25 protein-coding genes, 1 pseudogene and 1 riboswitch are annotated in these 25,491 nt (G+C 70.3%); of the genes and pseudogenes, 12 read left to right on the top strand and 14 right to left on the bottom strand.

Features of this window, described 5'->3' with window-relative positions; genetic code table 11:
* Positions 1-144: 144 nt before the first annotated feature.
* Positions 145-612 (top strand): pyridoxamine 5'-phosphate oxidase family protein, encoded by a 468-nt coding sequence (locus OG734_RS41200; RefSeq protein WP_330292482.1) that lies wholly within the window; start codon positions 145-147, stop codon positions 610-612.
* A 149-nt stretch (positions 613-761) separates the two neighbouring features.
* Here the strand turns inward: OG734_RS41200 and OG734_RS41195 are convergent, their stop codons facing one another.
* A complete protein-coding gene (locus tag OG734_RS41195; protein WP_330292481.1) occupies positions 762-1,670 on the bottom strand; it encodes a LysR family transcriptional regulator in 909 nt (302 codons plus the stop codon).
* Positions 1,671-1,743: 73 nt separating this feature from the next.
* On the opposite strand from OG734_RS41195, the gene OG734_RS41190 reads away from it, so the two are divergent.
* Positions 1,744-2,718 carry a DMT family transporter gene (locus OG734_RS41190; protein ID WP_330292480.1) on the top strand — a complete coding sequence of 325 codons (975 nt, stop codon included), beginning with the start codon at positions 1,744-1,746 and terminating at the stop codon, positions 2,716-2,718.
* A 159-nt stretch (positions 2,719-2,877) separates the two neighbouring features.
* On the opposite strand, the gene OG734_RS41185 is transcribed toward OG734_RS41190, so the two are convergent.
* The gene (locus OG734_RS41185) at positions 2,878-4,209 is read right to left on the bottom strand and encodes an aminotransferase class I/II-fold pyridoxal phosphate-dependent enzyme (protein WP_330292479.1); all 1,332 of its coding nucleotides are present in this window, start codon (positions 4,207-4,209) and stop codon (positions 2,878-2,880) included.
* Between the two features lie 47 nt (positions 4,210-4,256).
* Here OG734_RS41185 and OG734_RS41180 point away from each other — a divergent pair, with 47 nt between their 5' ends.
* The 3 genes and pseudogenes from OG734_RS41180 to OG734_RS41170 form a co-directional block, all read left to right on the top strand.
* The gene (locus tag OG734_RS41180) at positions 4,257-5,012 is read left to right on the top strand and encodes a pyridoxamine 5'-phosphate oxidase family protein (protein ID WP_330292478.1); all 756 of its coding nucleotides are present in this window, start codon (positions 4,257-4,259) and stop codon (positions 5,010-5,012) included.
* A gap of 5 nt (positions 5,013-5,017) precedes the next feature.
* Entirely contained in the window at positions 5,018-5,650 is a 633-nt protein-coding gene (locus tag OG734_RS41175; RefSeq protein WP_330292477.1) for an FMN-binding negative transcriptional regulator, read from the top strand.
* Between the two features lie 95 nt (positions 5,651-5,745).
* Positions 5,746-6,042: pseudogene (locus OG734_RS41170) on the top strand (aldo/keto reductase); the annotation flags it as partial.
* Positions 6,043-6,045: 3 nt separating this feature from the next.
* On the opposite strand, the gene OG734_RS41165 reads toward OG734_RS41170, so the two are convergent.
* The 3 genes from OG734_RS41165 to OG734_RS41155 all read right to left on the bottom strand — a co-directional run bounded on the left by OG734_RS41165 (position 6,046) and on the right by OG734_RS41155 (position 8,949).
* On the bottom strand, positions 6,046-7,014 hold the full coding sequence (locus tag OG734_RS41165) for a DMT family transporter (protein WP_330292476.1): 969 nt from the start codon (positions 7,012-7,014) through the stop codon (positions 6,046-6,048).
* Positions 7,015-7,236: 222 nt separating this feature from the next.
* A complete protein-coding gene (locus OG734_RS41160) occupies positions 7,237-8,238 on the bottom strand; it encodes an EamA family transporter (RefSeq protein WP_330292475.1) in 1,002 nt (333 codons plus the stop codon).
* Between the two features lie 93 nt (positions 8,239-8,331).
* The gene (locus tag OG734_RS41155; protein ID WP_443065010.1) at positions 8,332-8,949 is read right to left on the bottom strand and encodes a Clp protease N-terminal domain-containing protein; all 618 of its coding nucleotides are present in this window, start codon (positions 8,947-8,949) and stop codon (positions 8,332-8,334) included.
* 192 nt (positions 8,950-9,141) lie between these two features.
* Between OG734_RS41155 and OG734_RS41150 the strand changes: the two genes are divergently transcribed.
* Both OG734_RS41150 and OG734_RS41145 read left to right on the top strand, forming a co-directional pair.
* Entirely contained in the window at positions 9,142-9,309 is a 168-nt protein-coding gene (locus OG734_RS41150; protein WP_330292473.1) for a hypothetical protein, read from the top strand.
* Between the two features lie 118 nt (positions 9,310-9,427).
* A complete protein-coding gene (locus tag OG734_RS41145; protein ID WP_330292472.1) occupies positions 9,428-9,856 on the top strand; it encodes a type II toxin-antitoxin system Rv0910 family toxin in 429 nt (142 codons plus the stop codon).
* 101 nt (positions 9,857-9,957) lie between these two features.
* On the opposite strand, the gene OG734_RS41140 is transcribed toward OG734_RS41145, so the two are convergent.
* Positions 9,958-10,605 (bottom strand): PadR family transcriptional regulator, encoded by a 648-nt coding sequence (locus tag OG734_RS41140; RefSeq protein WP_330292471.1) that lies wholly within the window; start codon positions 10,603-10,605, stop codon positions 9,958-9,960.
* Positions 10,606-10,800: 195 nt separating this feature from the next.
* On the opposite strand from OG734_RS41140, the gene OG734_RS41135 reads away from it, so the two are divergent.
* Both OG734_RS41135 and OG734_RS41130 read left to right on the top strand, forming a co-directional pair.
* The gene (locus OG734_RS41135) at positions 10,801-11,502 is read left to right on the top strand and encodes a response regulator transcription factor (RefSeq protein ID WP_330292470.1); all 702 of its coding nucleotides are present in this window, start codon (positions 10,801-10,803) and stop codon (positions 11,500-11,502) included.
* Positions 11,503-11,635: 133 nt separating this feature from the next.
* Positions 11,636-12,445, top strand: a complete 810-nt coding sequence (locus tag OG734_RS41130; protein ID WP_330292469.1) for a PhzF family phenazine biosynthesis protein — start codon at positions 11,636-11,638, stop codon at positions 12,443-12,445.
* Positions 12,446-12,534: 89 nt separating this feature from the next.
* Here the strand turns inward: OG734_RS41130 and OG734_RS41125 are convergent, their stop codons facing one another.
* Together OG734_RS41125 and OG734_RS41120 are read right to left on the bottom strand one after the other, a co-directional pair.
* Positions 12,535-13,332, bottom strand: a complete 798-nt coding sequence (locus OG734_RS41125) for a CPBP family intramembrane glutamic endopeptidase (protein ID WP_330293976.1) — start codon at positions 13,330-13,332, stop codon at positions 12,535-12,537.
* Positions 13,333-13,824: 492 nt separating this feature from the next.
* The gene (locus OG734_RS41120; protein ID WP_330292468.1) at positions 13,825-15,342 is read right to left on the bottom strand and encodes a glutamate--cysteine ligase; all 1,518 of its coding nucleotides are present in this window, start codon (positions 15,340-15,342) and stop codon (positions 13,825-13,827) included.
* A 581-nt stretch (positions 15,343-15,923) separates the two neighbouring features.
* On the opposite strand from OG734_RS41120, the gene OG734_RS41115 reads away from it, so the two are divergent.
* On the top strand, positions 15,924-16,508 hold the full coding sequence (locus tag OG734_RS41115; RefSeq protein ID WP_330292467.1) for a hypothetical protein: 585 nt from the start codon (positions 15,924-15,926) through the stop codon (positions 16,506-16,508).
* Positions 16,509-16,884: 376 nt separating this feature from the next.
* A complete protein-coding gene (locus OG734_RS41110) occupies positions 16,885-17,079 on the top strand; it encodes a DUF5999 family protein (RefSeq protein WP_164418048.1) in 195 nt (64 codons plus the stop codon).
* Between the two features lie 128 nt (positions 17,080-17,207).
* Here OG734_RS41110 and gcvP read toward each other — a convergent pair whose 3' ends face one another.
* A complete protein-coding gene (gene gcvP, locus OG734_RS41105) occupies positions 17,208-20,093 on the bottom strand; it encodes an aminomethyl-transferring glycine dehydrogenase (protein WP_330292466.1) in 2,886 nt (961 codons plus the stop codon).
* Between the two features lie 180 nt (positions 20,094-20,273).
* Positions 20,274-20,367, bottom strand: a riboswitch (glycine riboswitch).
* Positions 20,368-20,480: 113 nt separating this feature from the next.
* Here gcvP and OG734_RS41100 point away from each other — a divergent pair.
* Complete coding sequence (locus tag OG734_RS41100; protein ID WP_006376812.1) at positions 20,481-20,852, top strand: PRC-barrel domain-containing protein; 372 nt, start codon at positions 20,481-20,483, stop codon at positions 20,850-20,852.
* On the opposite strand, the gene OG734_RS41095 is transcribed toward OG734_RS41100, so the two are convergent.
* The 5 genes from OG734_RS41095 to OG734_RS48165 all read right to left on the bottom strand — a co-directional run bounded on the left by OG734_RS41095 (position 20,774) and on the right by OG734_RS48165 (position 25,442).
* Entirely contained in the window at positions 20,774-22,231 is a 1,458-nt protein-coding gene (locus OG734_RS41095; protein WP_330292465.1) for a DNA polymerase IV, read from the bottom strand. The two genes, OG734_RS41100 and OG734_RS41095, sit on opposite strands and share 79 nt — an antisense overlap.
* A gap of 55 nt (positions 22,232-22,286) precedes the next feature.
* Positions 22,287-22,931 (bottom strand): MerR family transcriptional regulator, encoded by a 645-nt coding sequence (locus OG734_RS41090; protein ID WP_330292464.1) that lies wholly within the window; start codon positions 22,929-22,931, stop codon positions 22,287-22,289.
* Between the two features lie 283 nt (positions 22,932-23,214).
* A complete protein-coding gene (locus tag OG734_RS41085; protein WP_006123076.1) occupies positions 23,215-23,688 on the bottom strand; it encodes a bifunctional nuclease family protein in 474 nt (157 codons plus the stop codon).
* 85 nt (positions 23,689-23,773) lie between these two features.
* Positions 23,774-24,508, bottom strand: a complete 735-nt coding sequence (gene ftsR, locus OG734_RS41080) for a transcriptional regulator FtsR (protein WP_330292463.1) — start codon at positions 24,506-24,508, stop codon at positions 23,774-23,776.
* A gap of 43 nt (positions 24,509-24,551) precedes the next feature.
* Entirely contained in the window at positions 24,552-25,442 is an 891-nt protein-coding gene (locus OG734_RS48165; protein WP_443065009.1) for an FHA domain-containing protein, read from the bottom strand.
* Positions 25,443-25,491: the final 49 nt, after the last annotated feature.

Genomic DNA, 25,491 nt, shown 5'->3' with positions numbered 1-25,491 from the left:
GGCGTTCCCTGGTCGCGGACAGTATGGATGGGCGGGTGAGACTAGTGCCCGTCGCGTACGGGCGGAAGACGGACCGTTTTCTTTTCTGACGTGATGTCAGAGGATCACCTCTGACACGACGTGAGAGAACAAGAGGGGGATCGCATGACCGCCACTCAGCGCCGCGGCCGGAAGATCATGATGACGCCGGGCGAGCTGGACGAGTTCCTGACGACCCAGCGCACCTGCCGGGTCGCGACCGTGTCGGCCGAGGGCGCTCCGCATGTGAGCACGCTGTGGTTCGCCTGGGACGGCACCTCGATGTGGCTGTACTCGGTGGTCCGCAGCAAGCGCTGGACCGACCTGCGCCGCGACCCGCGGGTCGCGATCGTCGTCGACACGGGCGAGGAGTACGACGACCTGCGCGGCGTCGAACTGTCCGGCGCCGTCGAGTTCGTCGGCGAGTCCCCGCGCACCGGGGAACTGCGCGCCGAACTGGATGTCCCGGAAACGCTGTTCGCCCGCAAGAACTTCCGCCTGGACGAGATGCCCCACGACGGCAGACACGCATGGATACGCCTCACCCCGGAAAAGATCGTCTCCTGGGACTTCAGCAAGCTCCCGGCACAGTGAATCCAGCCCGTCCGGCGTTTGAGGACAAGGCCCGTTCAGGGCCGTAGCGGGGGTCTGGGGGCGCAGCCCCCAGGAACGGGACGGGTAAGGGTGGCGGGGGCGAACCCTCACCACGCGCACCCCCACCCGCCACCCCCGCGGAGCGCACCTCACCCCACGCCCACCCCCCGCCCCACCACCCGCAACGCCTCGACCGCCGCACGGATCGACGGCCGTCGATCCGCATCCGCGCGCCAGACCACGTACACATGCCGACGCACACGCTGCCGCAGCGGGACGGTGACGACTCCGGCGGGCACAGGGTGCCGGCCCAGCAACGGGGCGATGCACACGCCGAGCCCCGCCGCGACCAGCGCCAGCTGCGTGTGCGTCTCCGCCGCCCGATGCCCGACGCACGGCTCGCCCCCCTTGGAGCGCAGCGTGAACATCAGCCACTCGTGGCAGAACTCGCCCTCGCCCCACGTGATCCACTCGTCCTCGGCGAACTCCCCGAGGTCCACCTCGCGCCGGCCGGCGAGCGGATGACCGACCGGCATCGCCACGTCCGCCGGGTCGTCGAGGATCGCCGCCTTCACCAGACCGTCGGGCAGCGGCATCGGCTTGTTGTACCAGTCGAGCACGACCGCCAGATCCAGGTCCCCGCACACCACCCCGGCGACCCCGGCCTCCGGTTCGAGCTCGCACGAGCGCAACCGCAACCCGGGGTGCTCCGCACGCAGCATCGCGAGCGCGGCCGGGAACAGTCCGCGCGCGGCGGTCGGAAACGCCGACAGCCGTAGTTCGCCCACCACCTGCCCGCGCTGCGCCTCAAGGTCCGACTGGGCCAGCTCGACCTGGGACAGGATGCGCGCGGCATGGTCGGCGAGCAGCTGTCCGGCGTCGGTGAGCCGTACGCCCCGCCCGTTCTTGGCGAGGAGCTGCTGCCCCACTTCCCGCTCCAGCTTGGACATCTGCTGTGAGACGGCCGACGTCGTCACATGCAGCCCCTCGGCCGCCCCGCTGACCGAGCCGTGCCGTGCGAGGGCGTCGAGGGTGCGCAGGCGCTCCAGGTTCAACATGTAAGCGATACTACGAGATAGAACGAACAAATACTCGCTTGTGCTACGAGATCAACTCCGGGATCGTAGAAGTATGAGCCGCCCCACCACCCAGAAGCCCACAACTGCGGCACCCACGCCCGCGCCCACCCCTCCCCCGGCCCGCCACCGCCCCGCTCTGGACTGGCGCGTCCGATTCGGGGTGCTGTCCCTGATCTGGGGCTTCAGCTTTCTGTTGATCAAGGTCGGTACCCAGGGGTTCGCGCCGTTCCAGGTCACCTTCGGCCGACTGCTGTTCGGCACGGCGGTCCTGGCTGCGGCGCTGGTCGTGAAGCGGGAGCGGTTGCCGCGCTCCATACGCACCTGGGGACATCTCACGGTGGCCGCGCTCCTGCTGAACGCGCTGCCGTTCTCGCTGTTCGCCTACGCGGAGCTGACGATCCCGTCGACCCTCGCCGGCATCTGCAACGCGACCTCGCCGCTGTGGGGCATGGCCCTGTCCCTGGTCGCACTCTCGGAGGACCGTCCGACGCGGGTGCGGGTGGCCGGTCTCGGCCTGGGCTTCATAGGCGTGCTGACCGTTCTCGGCGCCTGGCAGGGCTTCCACGGCCTGGACGCGACGGGCACGGTGCTGGCTCTGCTGGCCTCGCTCAGCTACCCGATCGGCTGGATCTACGTCCGCCGCACTCTGGCGGGTTCGAGCCACTCCCATCTGTCGCTCAGTGGCGCCCAGTTGCTGCTGGCCACCCTCCAACTGGCCGTGGTCACCCCCCTGTTCACCGGGATACCCGACGACCTCCCGCTCGGGCCGCTGCTCGCGATCGTCGCCCTCGGCGCACTGGGCACGGGCTTCGCGATGCTGCTCCAGTACGGGCTGGTCGCCGAGACAGGCCCGACGACCGCCCAGATGGTCACGTACTTCATCCCCGTCATCGCCACGATCGCGGGCGTCACCCTGCTCGGCGAAACCCTGACCTGGTCGACACCGATCGGCGCGGTCGTGGTGCTGGCCGGGGCGGCGCTCACCCAGGCCGGCCCCCGCCACCGTCGGACCGAGCCTCGGACGTAGACGCGCGCCCAGCGCGCCGCAGGGACTCCGGTGCGCCGTCCGTGGGTCCGTCGCGGCTGGTCGCCCCACTTGATCGCCCTGCTCGATCACCGCCGCGGAGCGACACACCCGCGCGCGCCTTGGACGCTACCGAGCCGCACCGGACATCGCCGGAGCCACTCAGACGTAGGTCCGCGCGGGCGCCGGTCCCACCGCAGCGGCGATCGCGTCCGCCAGCGGCCCCGTCTCCTCCCGGGTCAGCGTCGCGACGGTCACCCGGATACCGGACGGGGCGTTCATCCGGAAGCGCGCGCCGGGGGCGACGGCCCAACCGGCGTGCAGCAGCCGGGCGACCGCGCCGGTCTCGTCCGGGACCGGGATCCACACGTTCAGTCCGCTGCGCCCGTGGGCGGCGACCCCGCGCCGCGCGAGCGCGTCGATCAGCGCGTCCCGGCGCCGCCCGTACGCCGAGGCCACCGCGCGCGCGTCCAGCGCGTCATCGGACCACAGTCGTACGACCGCCCGTTGCAGCAGTCGGCTGACCCATCCCGGCCCGAGCCGCTGGCGCCCCAGGACCCGGTCGACGGTGACGGCGTCCCCCGTGAGGACGGCGAGGCGCAGATCGGGGCCGTACGCCTTGGCGACCGAGCGGACGAACGCCCAGTGCCGGGTGACCCCGGCCAGCGGATGGAGGGGCTGGTCGACGATCCGGTAGCCGTGGTCGTCCTCGACGAGCAGGGTCTCCGGGTGCTCCCGGAGCACGGCACGCAGGGCACGCGCGCGCGTGGCGCTCACTACGGCTCCCGTCGGGTTCTGCGCCCGGTCCGTGATGATCAGCGCCCGCGCCCCGGCCGCCAGCGCCTGCCGTACGCCTTCGGCGAGCGGTCCCTCGTCGTCGACTCCCACCGGCACCATGCGCAGCCCGAGCGCCGGCACGAGGTCCAGCAGCCCGCCCCATCCGGGGTCCTCGACGGCGACGGTGTCACCGGGTTTGAGGTGTACGGCGAGGACGCGCTCGATGCCGTCCAGCGCACTGGAGGTGACGGCGAGGGGGCCGTCCGGCACGCCGTCGGCGTCGAGGTCGGCGCGGGCGATCCGGGCCAGCTCCGGTTCCACGGTGGCGTCTCCGTAGAGCACCGGCGCCCGGTCGCCCTGCTCGCCGGCGGCCGCGAACGCCGCCGCCAGTGACGGCAGCAGCTCCGGATCGGGGTTGCCGTGCGCCACGTCCCGTACCCCGGGCGGCACCTCCACCCGGATGTACTCGCGCCCGGTGGTGGCCGGCTTGGAGCGCACCCGGCTGCCGCGCCGCCCATGGGTCTCGATGACCCCTCGTTCGCGCAGCGTGCGATAGGCGGCGGCGACGGTATTGGGATTCACCCCGAGCCGCTCCGCCAACTCCCGCATGGGCGGCAGCAGTTGCCCGGGCTCCAGCTCCCCGGCACCCACCGCGCGTTCGACGCTCGCGGAAATCTCTGCTGCGCCCCGGCCTTGGATCGGATATTCTCCTAGCACAACATCGATTATGCACTAGTGCAATAGTTCACCGCAAGGAGACCGGAATGTCGGGGACCACACAGGACGCGCAGGACACTCAGGACGCCATACAGGAAGCAACGCCGACGCAACCGCAGGGAGCCGGCCAGCCGCCCCAGCAGCCCACCACCGACACCTATGCCCGGACCGACCGCACAGTCCCCACCCGCTCCGCCGACCGGGCCTCGTACGACAAGGAGTCGGTGCACGCGATCCTCGACGAGGGCTATGTATGCCACCTCGGGTTCGTCCGGGACGGCGCGCCGATCGTGCTGCCGACGCTGTACGCGCGGCTCGGCGAGCGCCTCTATGTGCACGGGTCGACGGGCTCGCGCCCGCTGCTGATGACGGGCCGGGCCGACCCCGGTCTGCCGGTCTGCCTGACGGTCACGCACGTGGACGCGCTGATCCTGGCCCGGTCCGCCTTCCACCACTCGATCAACTACCGCTCGGTGGTCGTCCACGGCATCGCCCACCAGGTGACGGACCCGGATGAGAAGCGCCTCGCCCTGGACGTCCTGGTCGACAATGTCGTCGCCGGCCGCTCGGCCGACTCCCGGCCCGCCAACGCCAAGGAACTGGCCGCCACCGCCGTGATCCGCATCGACCTCGACGAGGTCTCCGCGAAGACGCGCACGGGCGGGGTCAACGACGAGCCCGAGGACCTCGCGCTCCCTCACTGGGCCGGCGTGGTCCCGCTGCGCAAGGGCTACGAAACCCCGGTCGCAGACGCGGAGTTGGCGCCCGGAACCCAGCTCCCCGACTATCTCAGGGCACGCTGATCCCGATGCTGATCCACCCATGGGACGCGCCGCGCGACGACGCGGAATGGCAACAGTGGCTGGCCGCCCACGACTTCGGCCAGCTCGCCGTCAACGGCCTGCCGGGCGAGGCGCCGTACGTGCAGCCGCTGCACTTCGCGTACGACGCCGAGCGCGCCGAGGCGGTGACCCATCTGGCCCGTCCCAACCCGCTCTGGCCCGCGCTGGAAAGGAACCCGGTCGTCCTGCTCAGCGTGGTCGACGACTACACGTTCGTCCCCGGACCGTGGCAGGCCGCGCCGGACGACCCGTCCGAGCACGGGACGCCGACGAGCTTCTACGCGGCGGTCCAACTCCGCTGCACCGCCCACGTCGTGGACGACCCGGCGGAGAAGGCCGCCCTGCTCAACCGCCAGATGAGCCACTTCCAGCCGGAAGGCGGCTCGGCGCGAGTGGCAGCGGGCGAGTCCCCGTTCGGGCGGATGCTGGCCGGTATCCGTGGCATCAGGCTCGAAGTGACCGACGTACGGGCCAAGTTCAAGTACGCCGAGAAGAAGCCGACGGAGGTCCAGGACCGCATCGCGGCGGGGCTCGCTTCGCGGGGCGGGCCACGGGACGCGGGGGCGCTGGCGGTTCAGCGGCGCAGACGCGGGCTGTAGCCGGAGCGGACGGGCGTCACAGTCCGGCGATGCTCTTCTCATCGACGCCCGGCACATCGCTGTGCTGCTCCGACCAGGTAGCGGGTCGCGTCGGCGTCCAGCGGTGCGCGGCGGAGAACATCGCCTTCGCCCCCTTCTTCCCGCTCGGCGGCTTCACCCCGCTCCAGTCACAGACCCTCACCGACGTCGCCGCCCGCCTCGACGCCTCGCCGCAGCAGGTCGCCCCGGCCTGGCTGCTCCAGCGTTCGCCGAGCATCGTCATCATCCCCGGCACCTCCTCACGCGCCCACCTGCGCGAGAACATCGCCGCCGCGGACCTGACGCTGCCGGCGGACGCCGTCGCGGAACTCGACACGATCGGCGACGCGAAGGACACCTTGCAGGCCGGCTGAGTCTCAGCCGAACGCCCCGCCTGGCTCCGCCCGTCGCTCCGCACCACCGTTCGCACCGGCACCCCACGTCTCCGCCACCGCCAGCCCCGCCACCGCGCCCAGCATCAGCAGGGTGCCCACGACGGTCGCCACCGTCAGCCGCTCGCCGAGCAACGTGACGGCGAGGACCGCCGCGCTCACCGGCTCCAGGAGCATGACCACGGAAACGGTCGCCGAGCGGACGACCGCCGCCCCGGCGAAGTACAGCCCGTATGCCAGCGCGGTCGGCACGGCAGCGACGTACACCAGAAGCTCGACGAGCCGCAGGCCGTCGCCGGTGTGCGGCAGGAGCCCCTCGGCGAGCCCGAACGGCAGCAGGCACAGCGTCGTTACGCCGAAGGCGCGGACGGACGTACCGAACGCGTCCACTCCGCCGTCCCGCCCCCACCACCGGGTGAGGAGGGTCATCACGGCGTACCCGACCGCCGACACCATGGCCCATGCGACACCCGACGGCCGCACCTGGGCACCGCCGCCGCCCAGCACCAGCACCGCGAGCCCGGTGAGCGCCCCGGCGACGGCGACGGTCCCGCCCGCCCCCAGCCGCTCGCCCATGGTCAGCCGGGCGCCCAGTGCGATGAGGACGGGCCCGGCGCCCAGCGTGACGACGGTGGCGACCGCGAGGCCGGTGGCCTGGACGGACGCGAAGTACGCGGTCTGGAACACGGCGAGCGAGAAGCCGGTGACCCCGGCGCGCAGGGCCTTTCGACGCCCGGGTTCGGGCCTGACGGCCGTACGGCGACGCAGTGACCGGGCGAGGAACAGCAGCACGAAGCCGCCCGCGCAGCGCCAGAAGGAGAGGGCGACGGGGCCCATGTCGCTCACCCGGTAGACGAGGGAGGCGGCAGCGCCCGCGGTGCCCCAGGCGGCACCGGCGACGGTCAGGAGGAGCAGGCCTCGCCCGATGGGCAGGCCGGTAACGGTTTTCGACACGGGAGTCTCTCCGCAGACGCGCGGAGACAGGCCCAAAGGCCGTTCGCCGCGCGGAAGTTGACGAAAGGACCCGGGCCCTCAGGGCTCCGCGGGGTCCTCGGACTTCGTCTGCGGGCAGCACCGTTCAGCCCGACGGCGATACGTCGGACAGATTCTCCGGGGAGCCCGCCTCAGGCGGCCGGAGGCGGAAGGACGAGTGCGTGTGCGTGCATGATCGCGACTCTATGCGGCGGTGTGACGGGCCGCCACTTCCTTTTCGGGTCCCCGGGCGACCGGCTCCGCCGACCCCTTGGCGGGCGCCGAGGACTGCGCGATGAACGCGCCCAGGAGCACCACCGCGCCCCCGACGATCTGCGGCGCCGACAGATGCTCGCCCAGCAGCACCCAGGCCAGCATGGTGGCGATGACCGCCTCCAGACAGGCCACGACTCCGGCGATCTGCGGCGAGAGGCGCCGCACGGCGAGCACACCCGTGACGTACGCGACGACCGTGGCGACCAGCACGAGCCAACCCAGCAGCAGCCCGGCCGCGACGGGCGTGCCGTCCATGTGCGCGGTGCCCGCCAGCACCGACCAGTCCATGCGCCACGGACGCGCCACGGCGGTCAGCACGAGGGCGCCGACCAGGAGCCCGTACGCGATGACACCGAGCGGATCCGGTGCCTCGTCGCCCGCGTCGCTGCCCTGGTCGGACAGCACGAAGTAGCCGACCTGGCAGCAGGCGGCAGCGAGGGCGAGCAGCAGCCCCATCGCGTCGAAGCTGAGCCCCGACCACACCTCGACGACACAGGCGAGCCCGCCGACCGCGAGGACGACACCGAGAGCGGCGGCGCGTGTCACGGGCCGCCGCTGCACGAACCGCACCCAGCCCAGCACGAGCGCGGGTGCGAGGTACTCGACGAGCAGGGCGACCCCGACGGGGATGCGGGAGATCGCGGCGAAGTAGCAGGCCTGGACGCCGGCCACGGCGAGCAGGCCGAACCCGGCGAGCAGCGCGGGCCGCCGGCGCACCAGCGCGCGATGCCGTACGGCCAGGGGCAGCATCACAAGAGCCGCGCCCGTCACGCGCAGCCACACCACGTGCAGCGGATCGAGGCCCGCCTCGATCAACGGCTTGGCCGCGACCCCGGACCCTCCGAACGCGACCGCCGACACCAGTGCGAGCCCGAGCCCGACACCCCTGCCCCGACCGACCTCACCGCTCGCTGACGTACGCACGGGCACATGATGGCAGGCGACGACATGACCGTCACCCCCATTGACACCTGTCTCATGGACTGGACGTGCCCGCAGGGTGCGTCGAGCTGCTACGCCTCCTCAGCCGCCGCCGTCCACGCCCCCGGCGTACTCCTCCCACCCCGCCGCCATCAGCTCGACCTGCTGCAGCCGCGCCAGCAGTTCTCCCGCGTCGACGCCACCGCGCCCCAGCACCTCGACGGCCCGGGAGTGCGGATCCCCGACGATCGCCGCGAGCAGATCGACCCCGCCGGCGCGTGCGTCGCCGCGTCGCCCGGCCCGCTCGCACGCCTCCGCCAGCGCGCCCGCCGCGACCGGCGACCAGCCCGTCGTACCCGCCGCCCCCGGCAGCACGGGCAGGGCCCCGGAGTCCTCGACCGAGCTCTGCCAGCGCAGCCCGTAGCCGATGCTGCGCTGCCCGAGATAGCCGAGCAGCCGCGCGACCTGCGGGTCGCCGCCCTCGAACACCACCCGCACCTCGGGATCGGACTCCAGGAGGGTGTGCAGCAGATGGGCCGTGTCGATCTGCCGGTCCCCGTCCCGCAGCGCCCGTCTGCGCGCACCGGCGACCACCGCTGCCAGCTCTGTGGTGAGCCTGGCATCGTTGTCCACGCGGTTCACACCGTGCTCAGTGGTCGACTGCCGGGGAATACTGGGTTGCACATCCCCCACCCCATCAGTCCCCGCGGATCCGGTCATCCCCGCTGCGCACCATTCCCGCGTCCCACGAAGGGTGGGCATCGCGTGCGGAATCTCCTCCTTACGGATGACATCACGCCGCTCCGACACGAAGTCGACGCAAGGGGCACGAGCTCCCCTTCTCCACGCCCCGTCGCAACCAGGGCACCCCCTCGCACGTCCCAGACCAACATGGAGAGCAGGTGCTGGCTGGTGGCGCTGCAGGCCACGGACGGCAGACAGTACGTGTACCGGGTGTACGCCCCGGAGGACGCGCTGCTCGCCGACCTGTTCTGGGAGGCGTGGCACTGTCACGACGAAGGCCCCTTCCCGCGCGCGTGGGACCTGTTCGACGCGGCAGCGATACGGCGGGTCGACTGAGCCCGTTCCGCCCGCCTGTTCGCCGCAACTTCATTTCTGACGACCCGTCAGTATTGAATGTTCCAGCCCTTACGGCTACGTTCCGCGACACCGCAGCCCGAGACACAGAGGTGGTCGCATGGCCGAAATAAGCGCGGAGGCACGCATCCAGGCACCGGCGGAGAAGATCTGGGCTCAACTGACCGACTGGTCGGCGTACGGAGCGTGGAACGCGACCCACACGAGCTTCCCGAAGGGCGGCCCCTCCGCACTGGCGGTCGGCGGCACCTTCGAGGAGAACATGAAGCTGATGGGCTTCCCGGCCGAGGTCGAGTGGACCATCGAGGAGTTGGAGACCGCCCGCACGCTGGCCATTCGGGGTAAGGGCCCGATGGCGGTGAGCGTCGCCACGCGTTACACCCTCGCCCCCGACGGCGACGCCACGACGGTCCGTATAGACGGCGAGTTCACCGGCGCGGCCGTCTCCCTGATGGCCGGCAAACTGAAGGACTCGGGTACGGCCGCCCTGAACGAGTCCCTGCGCAAACTTGCCGGCCTGGTGAGCTGAACCCACCACAGCGCGAAGGCGCCCCGCGGACACTTCCGCGGGGCGCCTTCGCGCACTGGGGGACGAGCCGCCGGAGCGGCCGCGTCTCCGAGAACGACCCATCAGTCCTCGTCGGCGAGGATCAGATACAGCTTCTTGCGCGCTTCGTTGATCACGGTGAGCGCCTTCTCGCGCTGCTCCTTGCTGCCCGTCTTCCAGACCTGACCGAAGGCCTCCATCAGGCCGAAGCCGGCCTGTCGGATGTCGTTCAGCGCCTCCCAGTCGACACTGCGCCCGGCCTCTTCCCAGGGCGCGTCGGGGCCCTCGTCGGCCGCCGTGCGACCAGGCTCGGTGAGCGAGAACAGTTTCTTGCCGCCCTCACTCTCGCTGGCGATCAGGCCCTCGTCCTCCAGCAGCTGAAGCGTGGGGTAGACCGAGCCGGGGCTGGGCTTCCACGCCCCTCCACTGCGCTCGGCGATCTCCTGGATCATCTCGTAGCCGTGCATGGGCCGGTCCTTCAGCAGGGCCAGGATCGACGCGCGGACATCTCCGCGCCGTGCCCTGCCCCGCGGTCCGCCCCGGCCGCCGCGCCCGCCCCAGGGACCCGGACCGAAGCCAGGACCGCCGGGACCACCGAAACCGGGCCCGAAGGGACCGAAGGCGGCTCGCCGCCCCTCAAAGCCGCCCCGCCCGAAGCCGCGGGGGCCGCCATGACCGTGTGCGTGTCCGGGACCGAAGCCCGGACCGAATTCCTCTCCATGGGAACGCATCGCAACCACTCCATTCGTTGTCTTGTCGTTGATCTGTCGCGATGCGTCAACGATATATCGGAATAGCTCGTACGACAACCCCCACGAAGAAGTGACCCAGGCCACAGTAGAAACGAAGACGTTTCGATAGCAGTGAGGGCTAGGCTGACGCCAACGAAGTGAACGAAACAGTTTCGTACAAGGAGAGTGCCCGTCATGGCCTCCGTACTCGTCGTACACCGTCAGTCCCTGCAGCGTCTCGGCCTGCGCATGCTCCTCGCGGCAGAGCCCGACCTGACCGTCGTCGGCGAGGCGACGGGCGGCCCCGAAGCGGTTCGCATGAGCGCCGCGCTCGGACCCGACGTCGTCCTGATGGACAGCCTCGTGGTCGACACGGACGGTGTCGACGTCATCCGCCGCATCAGCCGGCCCCCCACCCTGCTTCCGGTCTCCGAGCCCGCGAGAATCGCGGGACGCTCGCCGCGCGTACTGGTCCTGACCCCCACCGACCACGAGCGGTACGCCTACGCGGCCCTGCGGGCCGGAGCCGGCGGGTTCCTTCCCCAGGACGCCACCCCCGAAGAACTGACCGCTGCCGTCCGTATCGTGGCCGCGGGAGACGCCGTCACCACCCCCAGCCTCACCCGCGCGCTCATCGACACCGTCCGGCACGAGCGCACCCTCGGCTCGCTGGAACGGGAAACCGAGCTCCACGCACTCACCAGGCGCGAACGCGACGTCCTGACCGCGGTCGCCGCCGGCTGGTCCAACACCGAGATCGCCACGCGCCTGTGCATCTCACCGACGACGGTCAAGTCCCACGTCAGCCGCATCCTCGCCAAGATCGGCGCACGCGCACGCGTGCAGGCGGTGGTCTTCGCGTACGAGTCCGGCCTGGTACGCCCGGCGGCAGCCTGACACTCCACAGCGCCCGGCGGACGCCTCCGCCCCTGTGCGATGAGTCCACCCGAGGCCACTGGCCGCCGAACCAGGGCCAGCACCCGGAAATTGGCCTTGGTCCGCCACGCCGCCGCCCGTCTAGCGTCGTTCCATGCGCATTCGAATCGTCGACGCCTTCACCGACCGCCCGTTCGCCGGCAACCCGGCCGGCGTCATGCTCCTCGACGCCTTCCCGGACGACACCCGGCTCCAGCGGATCGCCCTGGAGGTCAACCACGCCGAGACGGCGTTCGCCCACCGCCTGCCCGAGGGCGGCGACGCCGACTGGGCGCTGCGCTGGTTCACCCCGGCCACCGAGGTCGCGATGTGCGGTCACGCCACGCTCGCCACGGCCCACGTCCTGCACACCACGGGCACCCACACAGGACCCGTACGATTCGCCACTCTCAGCGGTGTCCTCAGCGCGACACCCCACGAGGACGGCTCGATCACCCTCGACTTCCCCACCGCCCCCCTCATCCGCGTCGAGCCTCCCGCCGGGGTCGCGGAGGCCCTGGGCGCCGAGCCGCTCGCGACCTTCGACACCGGCCCGAGCGTCGGCGACCTGCTGATCGAGGTCGCCGACGAGAAGACGGTCATGGGTCTCACCCCCGACCTCAAGGCCCTCGCCGGCCATTCGGAACGCGGTGTCATCGCCACCGCCCGCGCCGACAACCCCGACGCGGGATACGACTTCGTCTCGCGCTGCTTCTTCCCACGGATCGGCATCGACGAGGACCCGGTCACCGGCAGCGCCCACACGGCCCTCGCCCCCTACTGGTCCGAGCGCCTCGGCCGCGCCGACCTCACCGGCCTCCAGGCCTCCGCCCGCACCGGCCTGGTCCGCACAGAACTCCGCGGCGACCGCACCCTGCTGACCGGCCGAGCGGTCACGACCATCGACGGCGAACTGCTCGCCTGAGGGCGCCTAAGGACATACGTAAGGGGCGTACGAAACCCTCGTACGCCCCGGAGCCCTTCCGCCCAAGCCACCCGAGCCGTTCAGACCGCTCACGCGGTGGGCAGCCATCCCACCTTCCCCGCCAGCAGCGCGTACCCCACGAACGCTCCGATGTCGAGCAGTGAATGTGCCACGACCAGGGGACCCACCCGCCCCCAACGCCGGTAGAGGTACACGAACACCACCCCCATCACCATGTTGCCGATGAACCCGCCGATGCCCTGGTACAGGTGGTACGACCCGCGCAGCACGGAGCTGGCCACCAGCGCCGTCCCCGGGGTCCACCCCAACTGGTTCAGCCGGCGCAGCAGATACGCGACGACGATCACTTCCTCCAGTACGGCGTTCTGCACCGCCGAGAGGATCAGCACCGGGTACTTCCACCACACCTCGGGCAGCGCCTCCGGCACTACCGTCAGGTTGAAACCGAGGCCACGGGCCGCCAGATAGAAGGCGATTCCGCTGCTGCCGATCACCGCCGCGATCGCGGCCCCGCGACCGAGATCGGGCCACGGCCGAGTCCGGTCGAAGCCCAGCGTCCGCAGCCCCTCCCCCTCGCGCAGCAGGAAGTGCGCGACCAGCGCCACCGGCACCAGCGCCGTCGTGATGCCGAAGAGCTGCCAGGCGAGATCCAGCCATGGGCGGCCCGGCGCCGCCGAGGCGTTGAGGGTGGCCGCCTGATCCTTGAGGCCTCCCGGTTTCGTGACCGATCCGACAAAGCTGATCAGGGCGGAGACACCACTCGCGCCGAGCGAAAGCCCCAGAACCAACAGCGTCTCGTCCCGGAGAGTCCGTCGCGACGGCTCCTCGGGAAAAGAACCAGCCACCGCGCCCGCCTCCACCTGCACTCCTGCCTCCAGTTGTGTCATCCCGCCGCCTTCGGCGTGCCTCCCCTTTCCCTGCCTTACGGTCCAAGCGGCCGATGCAGCTCATACGACTGTTCCGCGCCACGTGTTCTGTTCACCAGGAAGGGACACCACCGTCATGGGACGTCACAGCTTGCCCGATCAACCTGAGGCGGACACCGGCGACCCCCGCGCATCGCCCCCGTCGTCGCTCGGTCGTGGCTCCCACCCTGCGACCCGCGGCAGACCGGGCCCGCGACGAGGAGACCGAGCACCTCGCCGACCGCAAGGGCCATGGCACCCGACACGACCGGCCGTCGGCTGCGCTCAGCAGCCCGCCCCGGCGACATGCGCACGAGGCCGCGCATGTCGCCGGGGCGGGTGGAGGGCTCGGACTACGAGGTCAAGGACCCCGTCCCGGATCCACTCCGTGATCCTCCAGTCGATCGCAGCGGCGGGCACCGGGACCTGGGACGCCGCCGCACCCCTGGGCGATCACCCCAGAGGCACCGGTTCCGGCAGCCCCACCGGCCAGGTGTGCACCGGCTCCCCGAGGTGCATCAGCTCGCTGTAGCGCCGTGTGGTCGCGGCCAGCGCGGCCTCCCGGGACAGCCCCTTCTCCAGCGCCCGGTGGAAGGTGGCCGCCTGCCAGGACGCTCCGTTGGCCCGTCGCCGACACCGTTCCTCGATCACCCCGAGGTACAGGTCCCGGTCGGCGGGCTCGACCCCCCAGGCGTCCAGGCCGGCCTCGGCGAGCGGCAGCAGTTCGTCCCGTACGAGTTGCGCCGCGTCTACCTCCGCCGTGCCGCCGAACCGACCGCGCCGGGGCCACTGGAGCCGCGCGTCGATGCCGTACCGGCAGGCGGAGTCGAAGTTGGCGGCGGCGGCCTCGAAGGGCAGCCGGGTCCACACGGGCCGCGACTCGTCGGCGAGCGCCCGGACGACCCCGTAGTAGAAGGCCGCGTTGGCGATCACGTCCGTGACGGTGGGCCCTGCGGGCAGTACCCGGTTCTCGACCCGAAGATGCGGAACGCCGTCCGCGATGCCGTAGACCGGGCGGTTCCAGCGGTACACGGTGCCGTTGTGCAGCACGAGCTCGCCGAGCTTCGGCACACCTCCGTCATCGAGGACGCTCAGCGGGTCCTCGTCGTCGCAGATCGGCAGCAGCGCCGGGTAGTAACGCAGGTTCTCCTCGAAGAGGTCGTACGCCGACGAGATCCACCGCTCCCCGAACCAGGTACGCGGCCGTACACCCTGCGCCTGGAGCTCCGGCGGGCGCGTGTCCGTGGACTGCGTGAACAGCGGGGGCCGCGACTCGCGCCACAGCTCACGGCCGAACAGGAAAGGCGAGTTGGCGCCGATCGCGACCTGCGCGGCGGCGATCGCCTGCGCCGCGTTCCACACGTCGGCGAACCGAGCAGGAGTGACCTGGAGATGCAGCTGCACCGAGGTGCAGGCCGCCTCCGGAGCGATGGACTTCGACGTGCACGAGAGGCGCTCCACCCCGTCGATGTCGAGCGCGAAGTCCTCGCCACGGGCCGCCACGATCTGGTCGTTGAGCAGTGTGTAGCGGTCGACGTCGGAAAGGTTGGAGGAAACCAGGTCGTCACGGTCGAGCGTCGGCAGAATGCCGATCATCATGATTCCCGCGTCGACCTCGTTCGCCTTTCGGTGGGCATATGCCAGGGATGTACGGAGCTCTTCGGCGAGCCGGTCGAATACGCGGCCACCAAGGCGATGGGGGGCAATGTTGACTTCCAGATTGAACATGGCGAGTTCTGTTTGGAAATCTCGGCTCGCGATCCTTTCGAGTACTTGCCCATTCATCATTTTCGGCATGCCGTCGGGCCCGACGAGATTCAGCTCGATCTCCAGACCCAGCAGATTCTTCGGGCCGTCGAACCGCTTCTCGGCCAGCAGCCGCTCCAGCCCCGTCAGACACTGCCGGAGCTTGCTGCGGTAGCGCTGGCGATCGGACAGGTCGAACGGCGCCGCCACGACCTTCTCCCCCATCGGAAGCGTCCCTCCTCGAATGGGCAGGCCGAAGATCGGCCGCTGATGTCCCGGGTCACGTGGGATGATGCCCACCCGACGCGATCGATAACGCCCCGCGCGTTCCCGTCACCCGCTACGCTGGTCGAAGTGACCGGCGGCACATTCGTCCGGCATGGCGCGGCAGACGGTCCCGTCCGGGTGCCCCCGACAGTTTCGCGCAATCTCGAACTCGTGAAAAACGCCGACGACAATTGGCCGACCGCCTCCGGCGCGTATACCGAGGTCATCGCCGCACGACGGGCCGGGAATCGGGTAGAAACACCACGCAACGCCGACCGAAGAGACTCTTGCCCTTCACGCGAAAAACAGTTAGACGAAACACAGCGAGAACACGTGTCGTATAAACTCCGCGAACAAGGCAGAGAGTCGGGCGTCCAGGCCCTGGGTCCTGCCGTCCAGGTGACGTACGGCAGGCCGCACCCCCGTCGCCTCACCCGGCCCGGCCCCCGCCTCTTTGACCCGAGAGACTTCGAGAGCTGACAGCGCCGTCCGCCCCCGCCCTCACGCCACCGTGCCTGTCGAACGAGAGGCGTTCCACCATGCCGCTGCATGTCCCCCCGGCACCCGCCCCCGCACTGCGCACCGTCCTCACCGCACTCAGTTCCCCCACCGCCGTCCGCGAGGCACGCACCCCGTCCCTCCGTGCCGCCCAGGGGCCCACCACTCCCGAATTTCCGCTGCCCGTGCACGTCCTGGACCGGATCACCCCCGAGGGGGCTTCCGCCAGCCGGCTGACCGGGTGGCGCTTCCTGATCCGCTGCGGGGACCGCGCGGTGGCCGCGGCCGAGACCATGCTGACCCCCGACGGCTGGGCCTTCTCGCACTTCTTCGAAGGGCCCTACATCGCCTCCACCGAGCGCGCCCTGCGTCAGGCCGAAACGATGAAACAGCCCTACCAGGCACGTCTGCTGTCCGTCCCCGAGCTGTACATGCTCACGCTCTGGCTGCACGGCGACATCACCGCCGACGGCGCCGAGGGCCACCCCGCCGAGACCGACCTCCTCGTCCCGCTGGCGCCGGCCCCGCCCGGCATCGCCGCCCACCGTCCGCACCGGGTCGCCGAGCTGCTCCCGGTCCTGACCCATCGGGTGACTCCGGCCCCGCTGCTCAGTTCCCCCGCCTGACAGCACACGGCACGACACTCTCCGTATTTCCCATGTGCCCCGTCGCCGAATTCCCGGCGACGGGGCACATTGCTCTTTCGCGCGGCATTACGCTCGTACGAGCCATTAAGGGGTTGCGACCTGTCCGGACTAGCCCTATCCGGCCACCAAGAACCACCCAAAGGGACAGCCCAGTTGGGCTGAACCGGCCGCCCGGGTGATGCGTCTTAAACCTGTGAGAAGCGGTGCGGCTAAATCCCTGCGGTTTGACGCCCGTGGGGCAACACTGGGTTCGAACCGATTTACACAACGGGGGGCGGCCATGAACAGTGCTTCGAGCCGCAGGACAGACACCACAGCCATCTCACACTCCACGACAGAGCGAAAGATCCCACCAATGTGCCAGCACCAGCCACCGTGCCCGACAGCTCACTCCACCGACCGGGAGTCCGCCCGCCTCATGGCGCACCACCCGGAACAGGGATGGAGCCTGCTGTGCAACGGCGTCCTCCTTTTCGAGGACACCGGTGAGCTCCTGCCCGACGGCCAGATCATCGCCCCGCACCGCCCGGCGGTGATGACGGCCGCCTGACGGCCGCGCACACGGACGAGGGCAGCCTCCCGACGTCAGGAGCGACTGCCCGAACAGCTGAACAGACGAAGAGGGGCCGGCCCGCAGAAACCTGCTGCGAACCGGCCCCGACGCATGTCCGAGGGTGATTACTCCTGGTAAGCGTCCAGCGGCGGACAGGAACAGACCAGGTTCCGGTCACCGAAGGCCTGGTCGATCCGGCGCACCGGCGGCCAGTACTTGTCGGCCGCCGAGACCCCGGCCGGGAAGACCGCCTCCTCGCGCGTGTAGGCGTGCGTCCACTCCCCGCCGAGCGTGGCGGCAGTGTGCGGCGCGTTCCGCAGCGGGTTGTCGTCGGCCGGCCAGTCGCCCGCGCCGACCTTCTCGACCTCGCCGCGAATGGCGATCATCGCCTCGCAGAACCGGTCCAGTTCGCCCAGGTCCTCGGACTCGGTCGGCTCGATCATCAGCGTCCCGGCCACCGGGAACGACATCGTCGGCGCGTGGAAGCCGTAGTCGATCAGCCGCTTCGCGATGTCGTCGACGCTCACTCCCGTCGCCTTGCTGATCGGCCGCAGATCGATGATGCACTCGTGCGCGACCAGCCCGCCAGGCCCGGTGTAGAGCACCGGGTAGTGCGGCTCCAGCCGCTTGGCGATGTAGTTGGCGCTCAGCACGGCCACCTGCGTGGCCCGCTTGAGCCCCTCGCCGCCCATCAGCCGGACGTACGCCCACGAGATCGGCAGAATGCCCGCCGAACCCCAGGGCGCCGCCGAGATCGGCCCCACACCGGTCTCGGGCCCCGCCGCGGGCTGCAGGGGGTGGTTGGGCAGATACGGCGCGAGGTGCTCCCGCACCCCCACCGGGCCCACCCCCGGGCCGCCGCCCCCGTGCGGGATGCAGAACGTCTTGTGCAGATTCAGATGCGAGACGTCCCCACCGAAGTGCCCCGGCTTGGCCAGCCCCACCAGCGCGTTGAGGTTGGCCCCGTCGACGTACACCTGCCCTCCGGCCTCGTGCACCTGGGCACAGATGTCGGCGACATGCTCCTCGAACACGCCGTGCGTGGACGGGTACGTGATCATCAGCACCGACAGCTCGTCCCGGTACTGCTCGATCTTCGCCCGCAGATCCTCGACGTCGATCTCACCGTCCCCGGCGGTCTTCACGACGACGACCTTCATGCCGGCCATGACAGCACTGGCCGCGTTGGTCCCGTGCGCGGACGACGGAATCAGACAGACGGTCCGCTGCTCGTCACCGTTGGCCCGGTGGTACCCGCGTACGGCCAGCAGCCCGGCCAGCTCGCCCTGCGAACCGGCGTTCGGCTGGAGCGACACCTTGTCGTACCCGGTGACCTCGGCGAGCTGCTCCTCCAGCTCCCGGATGAGCGTCAGATAGCCCTGAGCCTGCTCGGCGGGCGCGAAGGGGTGCAGCTGGCCGAACTCGGGCCAGGTGACCGGCTCCATCTCAGTGGTCGCGTTGAGCTTCATGGTGCAGGAGCCCAGCGGGATCATGCCGCGGTCGAGCGCGTAGTCACGGTCGGCGAGCCGGCGCAGATAGCGCAGCATCGAGGTCTCGGAGTGGTACTGGTGGAAGACGGGGTGGGTGAGGATCTCGTCGGTGCGCAGCAGCGCCTCCGGCAGCGTGTCCTCGGTGTCGGCGTCAAGCGCCTCGATGTCACCGTCGATCCCGAACGCCGTCCAGACGGCGCCCAGTTGGGCGCGTGTGGTGGTCTCGTCGCAGGAGACGGACAGCCGATCGGCGTCGACGAGGTGCACATTGACCCCGTGCTCGCGCGCGGCGGCCGCGATCTCGCCGGCCTTCCCGGTCACCCGCGCGGTGAGCGTGTCGAAGTAGGCCCCGTGGACGACCTCGACGCCCCCCGCCGTCAGCCCCGCGGCGAGGATAGTGGCGTACCGGTGGGTGCGCCGGGCGATGGTACGCAACCCCTCGGGCCCGTGGTGGACGGCGTACATGCCGGCCATCACGGCCAGCAGGACCTGGGCCGTACAGATGTTGCTGGTCGCCTTCTCGCGGCGGATGTGCTGCTCGCGCGTCTGCAGGGCGAGCCGGTAGGCCTTGTTCCCGTCCGCGTCCACGGAGACACCCACGAGCCGGCCCGGCAGGCTGCGCGCGAACTGCTCACGCACGGCCATGTATCCGGCGTGCGGCCCGCCGAAGCCCATCGGCACACCGAACCGCTGGGTCGTCCCGACCGCGATGTCCGCACCGAGCTCACCGGGCGAGGTGAGCAGCGTCAGGGCCAGCAGATCAGCGGCGACGGTGACCACGGCACCAAGCGCGTGCGCCTGCTCGACGACGGGCTTCAGGTCCCGGACGGCACCGGAGGCGCCCGGGTACTGAAGGAGCACACCGTTGATCTCACGCCCTGCGACGTCGTCCGGAATGCCCGCGCTCAGGTCGGCGACGACAACCTCGACGCCGGTCGGCTCGGCCCTCGTCTCGATCACGGCGATGGTCTGCGGCAGGGCGTCCGCGTCGACGAGGAAGAGCCCCTTCTTGTTCTTGCCCATACGCCGGGACAGCGCCATCGCCTCGGCGGCCGCCGTGCCCTCGTCGAGCAGCGAGGCACCGGAGGTGGGCAGCCCGGTGAGGTCGGCGACCATGGTCTGGAAGTTCAGCAGCGCTTCGAGGCGCCCCTGCGAGATCTCCGGCTGGTACGGCGTGTACGCGGTGTACCAGGCGGGGTTCTCCATCACGTTCCGCAGGATGACGGGCGGGGTGAAGGTCCCGTAGTACCCGAGCCCGATCATGGAACCCAGCACCTGGTTCCGGTCGGCCAGCGACCGCAGCTCGGCCAGCACCTCGGCCTCGGTGCGGGCGCCCGGCAGGTCGAGCGCGTCGGCGTTCCTGATCACATCCGGGACCGCGGCGGCGGTCAGCTCGTCGAGCGAGCCGTATCCGACCTGCGCGAGCATCTTGGCCCGGTCCTCGTGGTCGGGCCCGATATGACGCCGCTCGAAGGGCGTGCCCTGTTCGAGTACGGCGAGCGGAGTGCGGTGGACGGTCATTGCGGAGGCCTCCTGGTCGTCGCGACCTTCGAGGGGCACCACGGCGCGGGTGCCCGAACGGCCTCCCCCTCTGTCATCTCAACCTGAGAGCTTCACCGGGCCGCCAACACGCTGACGTCCCGGTTTTCACCGTCGGTGAGAGCGGAAGCCGTCGACACCCGCTCTTCTTTCCAGAGTGACCTCGTCCGTGCGGTACAGGGGCCTGAGAGATTCCGGGGAGGATTTGCTCCTTCGGCGCCTCCGAGGTTCCGGAGGACTCTCCCGCACAGGGTCAGCAGCCGTGGGCCAGCCTATCAGCGGGTCCACGCACAGACCTTCGAGTGGCCGCCTTCCCAGATGTACTCTTTTGTAGTGCTTACGGATGAGTTGCGATCATACGGAGGCGCCGTGCAGACCGACATCGATCCGCGCAACCTGATCGGCCGCAAGGCCTTCGACCGCAACGGCACAAAGATCGGCACGATCGACGAGATCTACCTCGACGACGCGACGGGAGTGCCGGAGTGGGCGGCCATACGGACAGGGCTGTTCAGCAGGGACGCCTTCGTGCCCTTGGAACCCAGCGAGCTGATCGACGGCACACTGCGCATCCCCTTCGAGCGGGCCCTGATCAAGGACGCTCCCGACTTCGGCGTGGGCCGCCACCTCTCCCCGGAGCAGGAACTCCAGCTCTACCACCACTACGGCCTCGACGTGGCTCCCCCTCCCCCGTTCCCGGACCACGACTTCGGCAGGCTGGCGGGCACGGACGACGCCTGATCCGACAACTCCTCATCCGGACCCTCAGGTCTTCGCGACGCAACGGCCACCAACGGCAGCGGGTCCGCCGGCTCCAGCGCGGGATCCTCGGTCCGGAACGTCCGCACCCGCCCCGGCTGCTCCGACTGCGGCGTCTCGAACCGGACGGTCACCCGCCCCAGCCCGCTCCCCTGCACCCACCCGTGCCCGAAGTCGGCATGCCGTACGTCGTGCCCGGTGGTCCAGTGCCGCTCGACGGGCTGCTCCTCCTGCCGCTCACCACCCTCGTGCTCGGCCGCCTCCGCCGGCTCAAGCGCCGCCGACTCCCCGGCGGCCTGCGCGAACAGATCCTCCTGCGTGAAGTCGGCGAGACCGCTGACCCCCACCCCGAGCAGCCGCACACCACCCGTCGTGTCAACCGCCTCCAGGAGACGGGCCGCCGCCTCCCGCACCACCCCGGGGTCGTCCGTGGGCCCCCGGAGCGTCTCGGACCGCGTCAGAGTGGAGAAGTCGTACCTCCGCACCTTGAGGACGATGGTCCGCCCGGACAGCCCGGCACCGCGCAGCCGCCGCACACACCGGTCCGCCAGCCGCTGCACCTCGGTCCCCACCCGGCCCCGGTCATGGATGTCCACGTCGTACGTGTCCTCGACCGACACGGACTTGGTCTCCCGCTCCGCCACCACGGGCCGCTCGTCGTGCGCCAGCGCCATCGCGTACAGCCCGTGCCCGTGGGCCTTCCCCAGCAGCCGTACGAGCTCGTCCTCTCCCGCCTCGGCCAGGTCATCGACCGTACTGATCCCGGCCCGCCGCAGATGGTCCCCGGTCGCCGGGCCGACCCCGGGCAGGGTCCGCACCGGCATCGGCCCGAGCAGCGCCCGCTCGGTCCCGGGTTCGATCACCACCAGCCCGTCCGGCTTGGCCTGCTCCGAGGCGATCTTCGCAAGCATCTTGCAGGCGGCCAGCCCCACCGACCCCGTGAGCCCCGTGACAGCCCGTATGTCCGCGCGCAGCTTGATCCCGGCCAGCCGCGCCGAGTCCTCGTCCCAGGCCGCCTGACCGGCCTCCAGATCGACGAACGCCTCGTCCAGGCTCAGCGGCTCCACCAGCGGCGACAGCGCGTGCAGGAGCCTCATGACCTGCTCGCTGATCGACCGGTAGAAAGCACCCCGGGGCACGAGATACGCGGCGTTCGGCGCGAGCCTGCGGGCCTGGGCCATCGGCATCGCGGAGTGCACCCCGAAGACCCGGGCCTCGTACGACGCGGTGGCCACCACCCCGCGCGGCCCGAGCCCGCCCACGACAACGGCTTTCCCGCGCAGACTCGGCTTGGATGCCTGCTCCGCCGAGGCGAAGAAGGCATCCATGTCGAGATGCAGGATCGTGGGCGTGTTTCTCACATCACCGATGCTGCCCTACGCCACTGACAATGCCCCCGGAACACGGGGGCGCCGCTCAGACCGCCCGGTTGCGCCGCCGCGCCAGTTCGTCCGTGGGGTTGTGCCCGACAAGCGTCTCGCCGGTGTCGACGCGTTCCCCGTGCAGCTGCGAGAGAGCGCTTTCCACATCCCGCCACACCACTCCGACGGCGATACCGAAGATGCCCTGCCCGCCCTGGAGCAGCGCGTGCACCTCGTCGGGAGACGTGCACTCATAGACGGTCGCTCCGTCGCTCATCAGCGTCAGACGCTCCAGATCGTGGAACTCGCACGCCCGGAGATGCTGGACCGCCGTACGGATGTTCTGCAGCGAGACCCCGGTGTCCAGAAAGCGCTTGACGATTTTCAGGACCACAACGTCCCGGAAGCTGTAGAGACGCTGGGTCCCCGATCCGTGGGCGGGCCGCACACTCGGCTCGACCAGACCGGTCCGCGCCCAGTAGTCCAGCTGCCGGTAAGTGATGCCGGCCGCCGCGCACGCCGTGGGGCCGCGGTAGCCGATCTCCTCGGACGCCATGGATGTCGCCCCTCCGCTGCCTGCTACAGCCGTCGGCCGCCGCGAAACGTGATCGGCCGCGCTGCCGTGAAGCGGGTACGGGCCGCTCTCCCCCAGACCGCGTCCGGGGGCACCCCCAGCCGTACCGTCGCCGCTGCTTCTCACGCCGACCTCCGTCCTTGACCTGCCTTCTCGACGGTAGGCAGTCACCAGGGGTGCGTCAACGATCGCCACACTCGGCACGCCGAGTGATAATCACCCTAGGAGTGGTTTCCCGTACCCCACCGCGGGGAAAGGCTAGCCGAATGCGCTCCGCGAGGGCCGCACGACGCTCTCACACGCCGCTGGCAATTGCCATCATTCGTGACGTCCTCGGCCAAAAGACAGACCCCACGGACCACTGGGTCCGTGGGGCGGCCCGAGCCTCGACAGCCGGCGCTGTCGGAACTCACTGACTGTTGGTCCCGAAGTCCTCGGGGGAGATCTGGTCGAGGAACTCGCGGAACTTCTCCACCTCGTCCTCCTGCTCATCCGGGATCGCGATCCCGGCGTCGTCAAGGACTCCGTCACTGCCGTAGATCGGCGTCCCGGTGCGCAGCGCCAGCGCTATGGCGTCGGACGGGCGGGCGCTCACCTCGACTCCACTGGCGAACACCAACTCCGCGTAGAAGACACCCTCGCGCAGATCCGTGATGCGCACTTCGGTGAGTTCCTGGCCGACGGCCTCCAGCACGTCCTTGAACAGGTCGTGGGTCAGCGGTCGTGCGGGGGCCATGCCCTGCTGAGCGAAGGCGATCGCCGTCGCCTCACCCGGTCCGATCCAGATGGGAAGGTAGCGGTCGCCTCCCACTTCACGCAGGAGCACGATCGGTTGGTTGGAGGGCATTTCGACCCGGACACCTACGACATCGAGCTCGTTCACACAGCAACCCTAGGCCGTGCCCGGGATGTTTGGGTAGTCGGGCACGGAACGGGTGGCCGATCCGCCCTCCGGCGGCCCTCCCCGCTCAGGGCTGCCGCACTCCCAGCGCGATACGCACCAGGGCCGCGTGCAGCTTCACCGTGAGCCCCGACAGTTCCTTGCTGCGGGCCTCCGCGAGGGCCCTGGTCTGCGGATTGCGGTGGCGTTTGAGCGGGGCCACCACCTGGTCGACCAGGTCGGCCTCACGTTCGGCGGCGGCTTTCATCACGCGCAGATGCCGTGGCTCGATCCCGAACCGTCCCAGCTCGGCAACGAGCGCGGCGACAGTGACCGTCTCCGCGTCGTACGCCCCGTCGGGGAGCGGCGCGACCAGCCCGTACGACTGCCACTCCTCGAGTTCCTCATCGCCGATCTCTGCGGCGGCGAGCAGCTCGGAACGGCCGATCCGGACGGCGGTGGGCCCTTCGGGCTCCAGAACCGGCTCGCCGTCCCGCTGTCGGCCGACGGTGGGGAGCGGGACGGCCTCCCCGCGCTCCATGGCGTCCAGGTACTCCCTGATCACCTTCAGCGGCAGATAGTGATCCCGCTGCATTCTCAGGACATGGCCGAGGCGCTCGACGTCCTCCGGGCTGAACTTGCGGTACCCCGAGGGGGTGCGCTGCGGCTCGATGAGCCCTTCCGACTCCAGGAAACGGATCTTGGAGATGGTGACTTCAGGAAACTCGTCGCGCAGTGCGTTCAGCACTGTGCCGATGCTCATCAGCCCACTGTCCGCGGCGGCGATGCCGTGCCCGGCACCGCCGCTCGGTGTTTGAAGCATGGACCTTCCCTGGGGGTCCCCCCGGACTCAGTCCGGAGGAGGGTCAGTAGCCCCGCTGGCTCGCGTAGAACACCAGCCGGTACTTGCCGATCTGCACCTCGTCACCGTTCGACAGGGCGACCTCGTCGATCCGCTCGCGGTTGACGTACGTGCCGTTGAGGCTGCCCACATCGGCGACCGTGAACATGCCGTCCTGGCCCCGTCGGAACTCCACATGCCGACGCGACACGGTCACGTCGTCCAGGAAGATGTCGCTCTGCGGATGACGCCCGGCCGTGGTCAGCTCGCCGTCCAGGAGGAAGCGGCTGCCCGAGTTCGGGCCGCGGCGCACCACCAGGAGCGCCGAACCGAGCGGCAGTGCGTCCACCGCGGCCTGGGCCTCGGGCGAGAGCATCGGCATCTGCGTCTGACCGGTGACCTCAGCGTCGTACGCCTCGATTCCGGAGATGGAGATCGTGGACGTCGTCTCCGACGGACGCTCGGGGGTGACCCCGGCCCGCAGCGGCGCGCCGCAGTTGGAGCAGAAGCGGCTGTTCTCCGCGTTGCGGTTACCGCACCTCGTACACACCAGGGCCGACATCGACGGATCCTCCTGCCGCGGCTGCCCCGCCGGGGCATTGGACGCATACGGACCGGAGGAAAACTCTCCACCAGTACTTGAGGTTGACGGTTCCCCGAAACCTATGCGCCCGGACTGGGCAGGGTCAACAGACGGCGCGCCCTGACCTCCCGGAACGTCACCACCCGGACCTCCGACCTGGTCCCGGAACAGCGGACGCTGGCCGTCCGCGTCAGGCTGTGCGCGATGGCGGGCGGTCGCGTTGTCGCTGCCCTCTCGCGCGCTCTTGCCGAACAACTTCGCAAACAACTTCACGGGCGATTCCCCTTGACCGAAACAGACCCGCCCGTGGGGCAGGACGAACCCTGACTGCACCTACCGGTCGACCCGGACATCCTCACAACGTCCGCCGCCACCTGACAGT

Origin of the sequence: Streptomyces sp. NBC_00576 (assembly GCF_036345175.1) — a bacterium.
Lineage (GTDB): Bacteria > Actinomycetota > Actinomycetes > Streptomycetales > Streptomycetaceae > Streptomyces.
Note: the sequence above shows the minus strand (reverse complement) of the source record. Positions and strands in the feature narration are given on the sequence as shown.

Excerpts from the sequence above, each read along its gene's own strand:
- OG734_RS41155 (WP_443065010.1), bottom strand. The coding sequence starts at position 8,949 with ATGACCGGATCCGCGGGGACTGATGGGGTGGGGGATGTGCAACCCAGT.
- OG734_RS41180 (WP_330292478.1), top strand. The coding sequence starts at position 4,257 with ATGTCGGGGACCACACAGGACGCGCAGGACACTCAGGACGCCATACAG.
- OG734_RS41135 (WP_330292470.1), top strand. The coding sequence starts at position 10,801 with ATGGCCTCCGTACTCGTCGTACACCGTCAGTCCCTGCAGCGTCTCGGC.
- OG734_RS41120 (WP_330292468.1), bottom strand. The coding sequence starts at position 15,342 with ATGGGGGAGAAGGTCGTGGCGGCGCCGTTCGACCTGTCCGATCGCCAG.
- gcvP (WP_330292466.1), bottom strand. The coding sequence starts at position 20,093 with ATGACCGTCCACCGCACTCCGCTCGCCGTACTCGAACAGGGCACGCCC.
- OG734_RS41115 (WP_330292467.1), top strand. The coding sequence starts at position 15,924 with ATGCCGCTGCATGTCCCCCCGGCACCCGCCCCCGCACTGCGCACCGTC.
- OG734_RS41145 (WP_330292472.1), top strand. The coding sequence starts at position 9,428 with ATGGCCGAAATAAGCGCGGAGGCACGCATCCAGGCACCGGCGGAGAAG.
- OG734_RS41130 (WP_330292469.1), top strand. The coding sequence starts at position 11,636 with ATGCGCATTCGAATCGTCGACGCCTTCACCGACCGCCCGTTCGCCGGC.
- OG734_RS41190 (WP_330292480.1), top strand. The coding sequence starts at position 1,744 with ATGAGCCGCCCCACCACCCAGAAGCCCACAACTGCGGCACCCACGCCC.
- OG734_RS41195 (WP_330292481.1), bottom strand. The coding sequence starts at position 1,670 with ATGTTGAACCTGGAGCGCCTGCGCACCCTCGACGCCCTCGCACGGCAC.
- OG734_RS41175 (WP_330292477.1), top strand. The coding sequence starts at position 5,018 with ATGCTGATCCACCCATGGGACGCGCCGCGCGACGACGCGGAATGGCAA.
- OG734_RS41110 (WP_164418048.1), top strand. The coding sequence starts at position 16,885 with ATGTGCCAGCACCAGCCACCGTGCCCGACAGCTCACTCCACCGACCGG.
- OG734_RS41140 (WP_330292471.1), bottom strand. The coding sequence starts at position 10,605 with ATGCGTTCCCATGGAGAGGAATTCGGTCCGGGCTTCGGTCCCGGACAC.
- OG734_RS41200 (WP_330292482.1), top strand. The coding sequence starts at position 145 with ATGACCGCCACTCAGCGCCGCGGCCGGAAGATCATGATGACGCCGGGC.
- ftsR (WP_330292463.1), bottom strand. The coding sequence starts at position 24,508 with ATGCTTCAAACACCGAGCGGCGGTGCCGGGCACGGCATCGCCGCCGCG.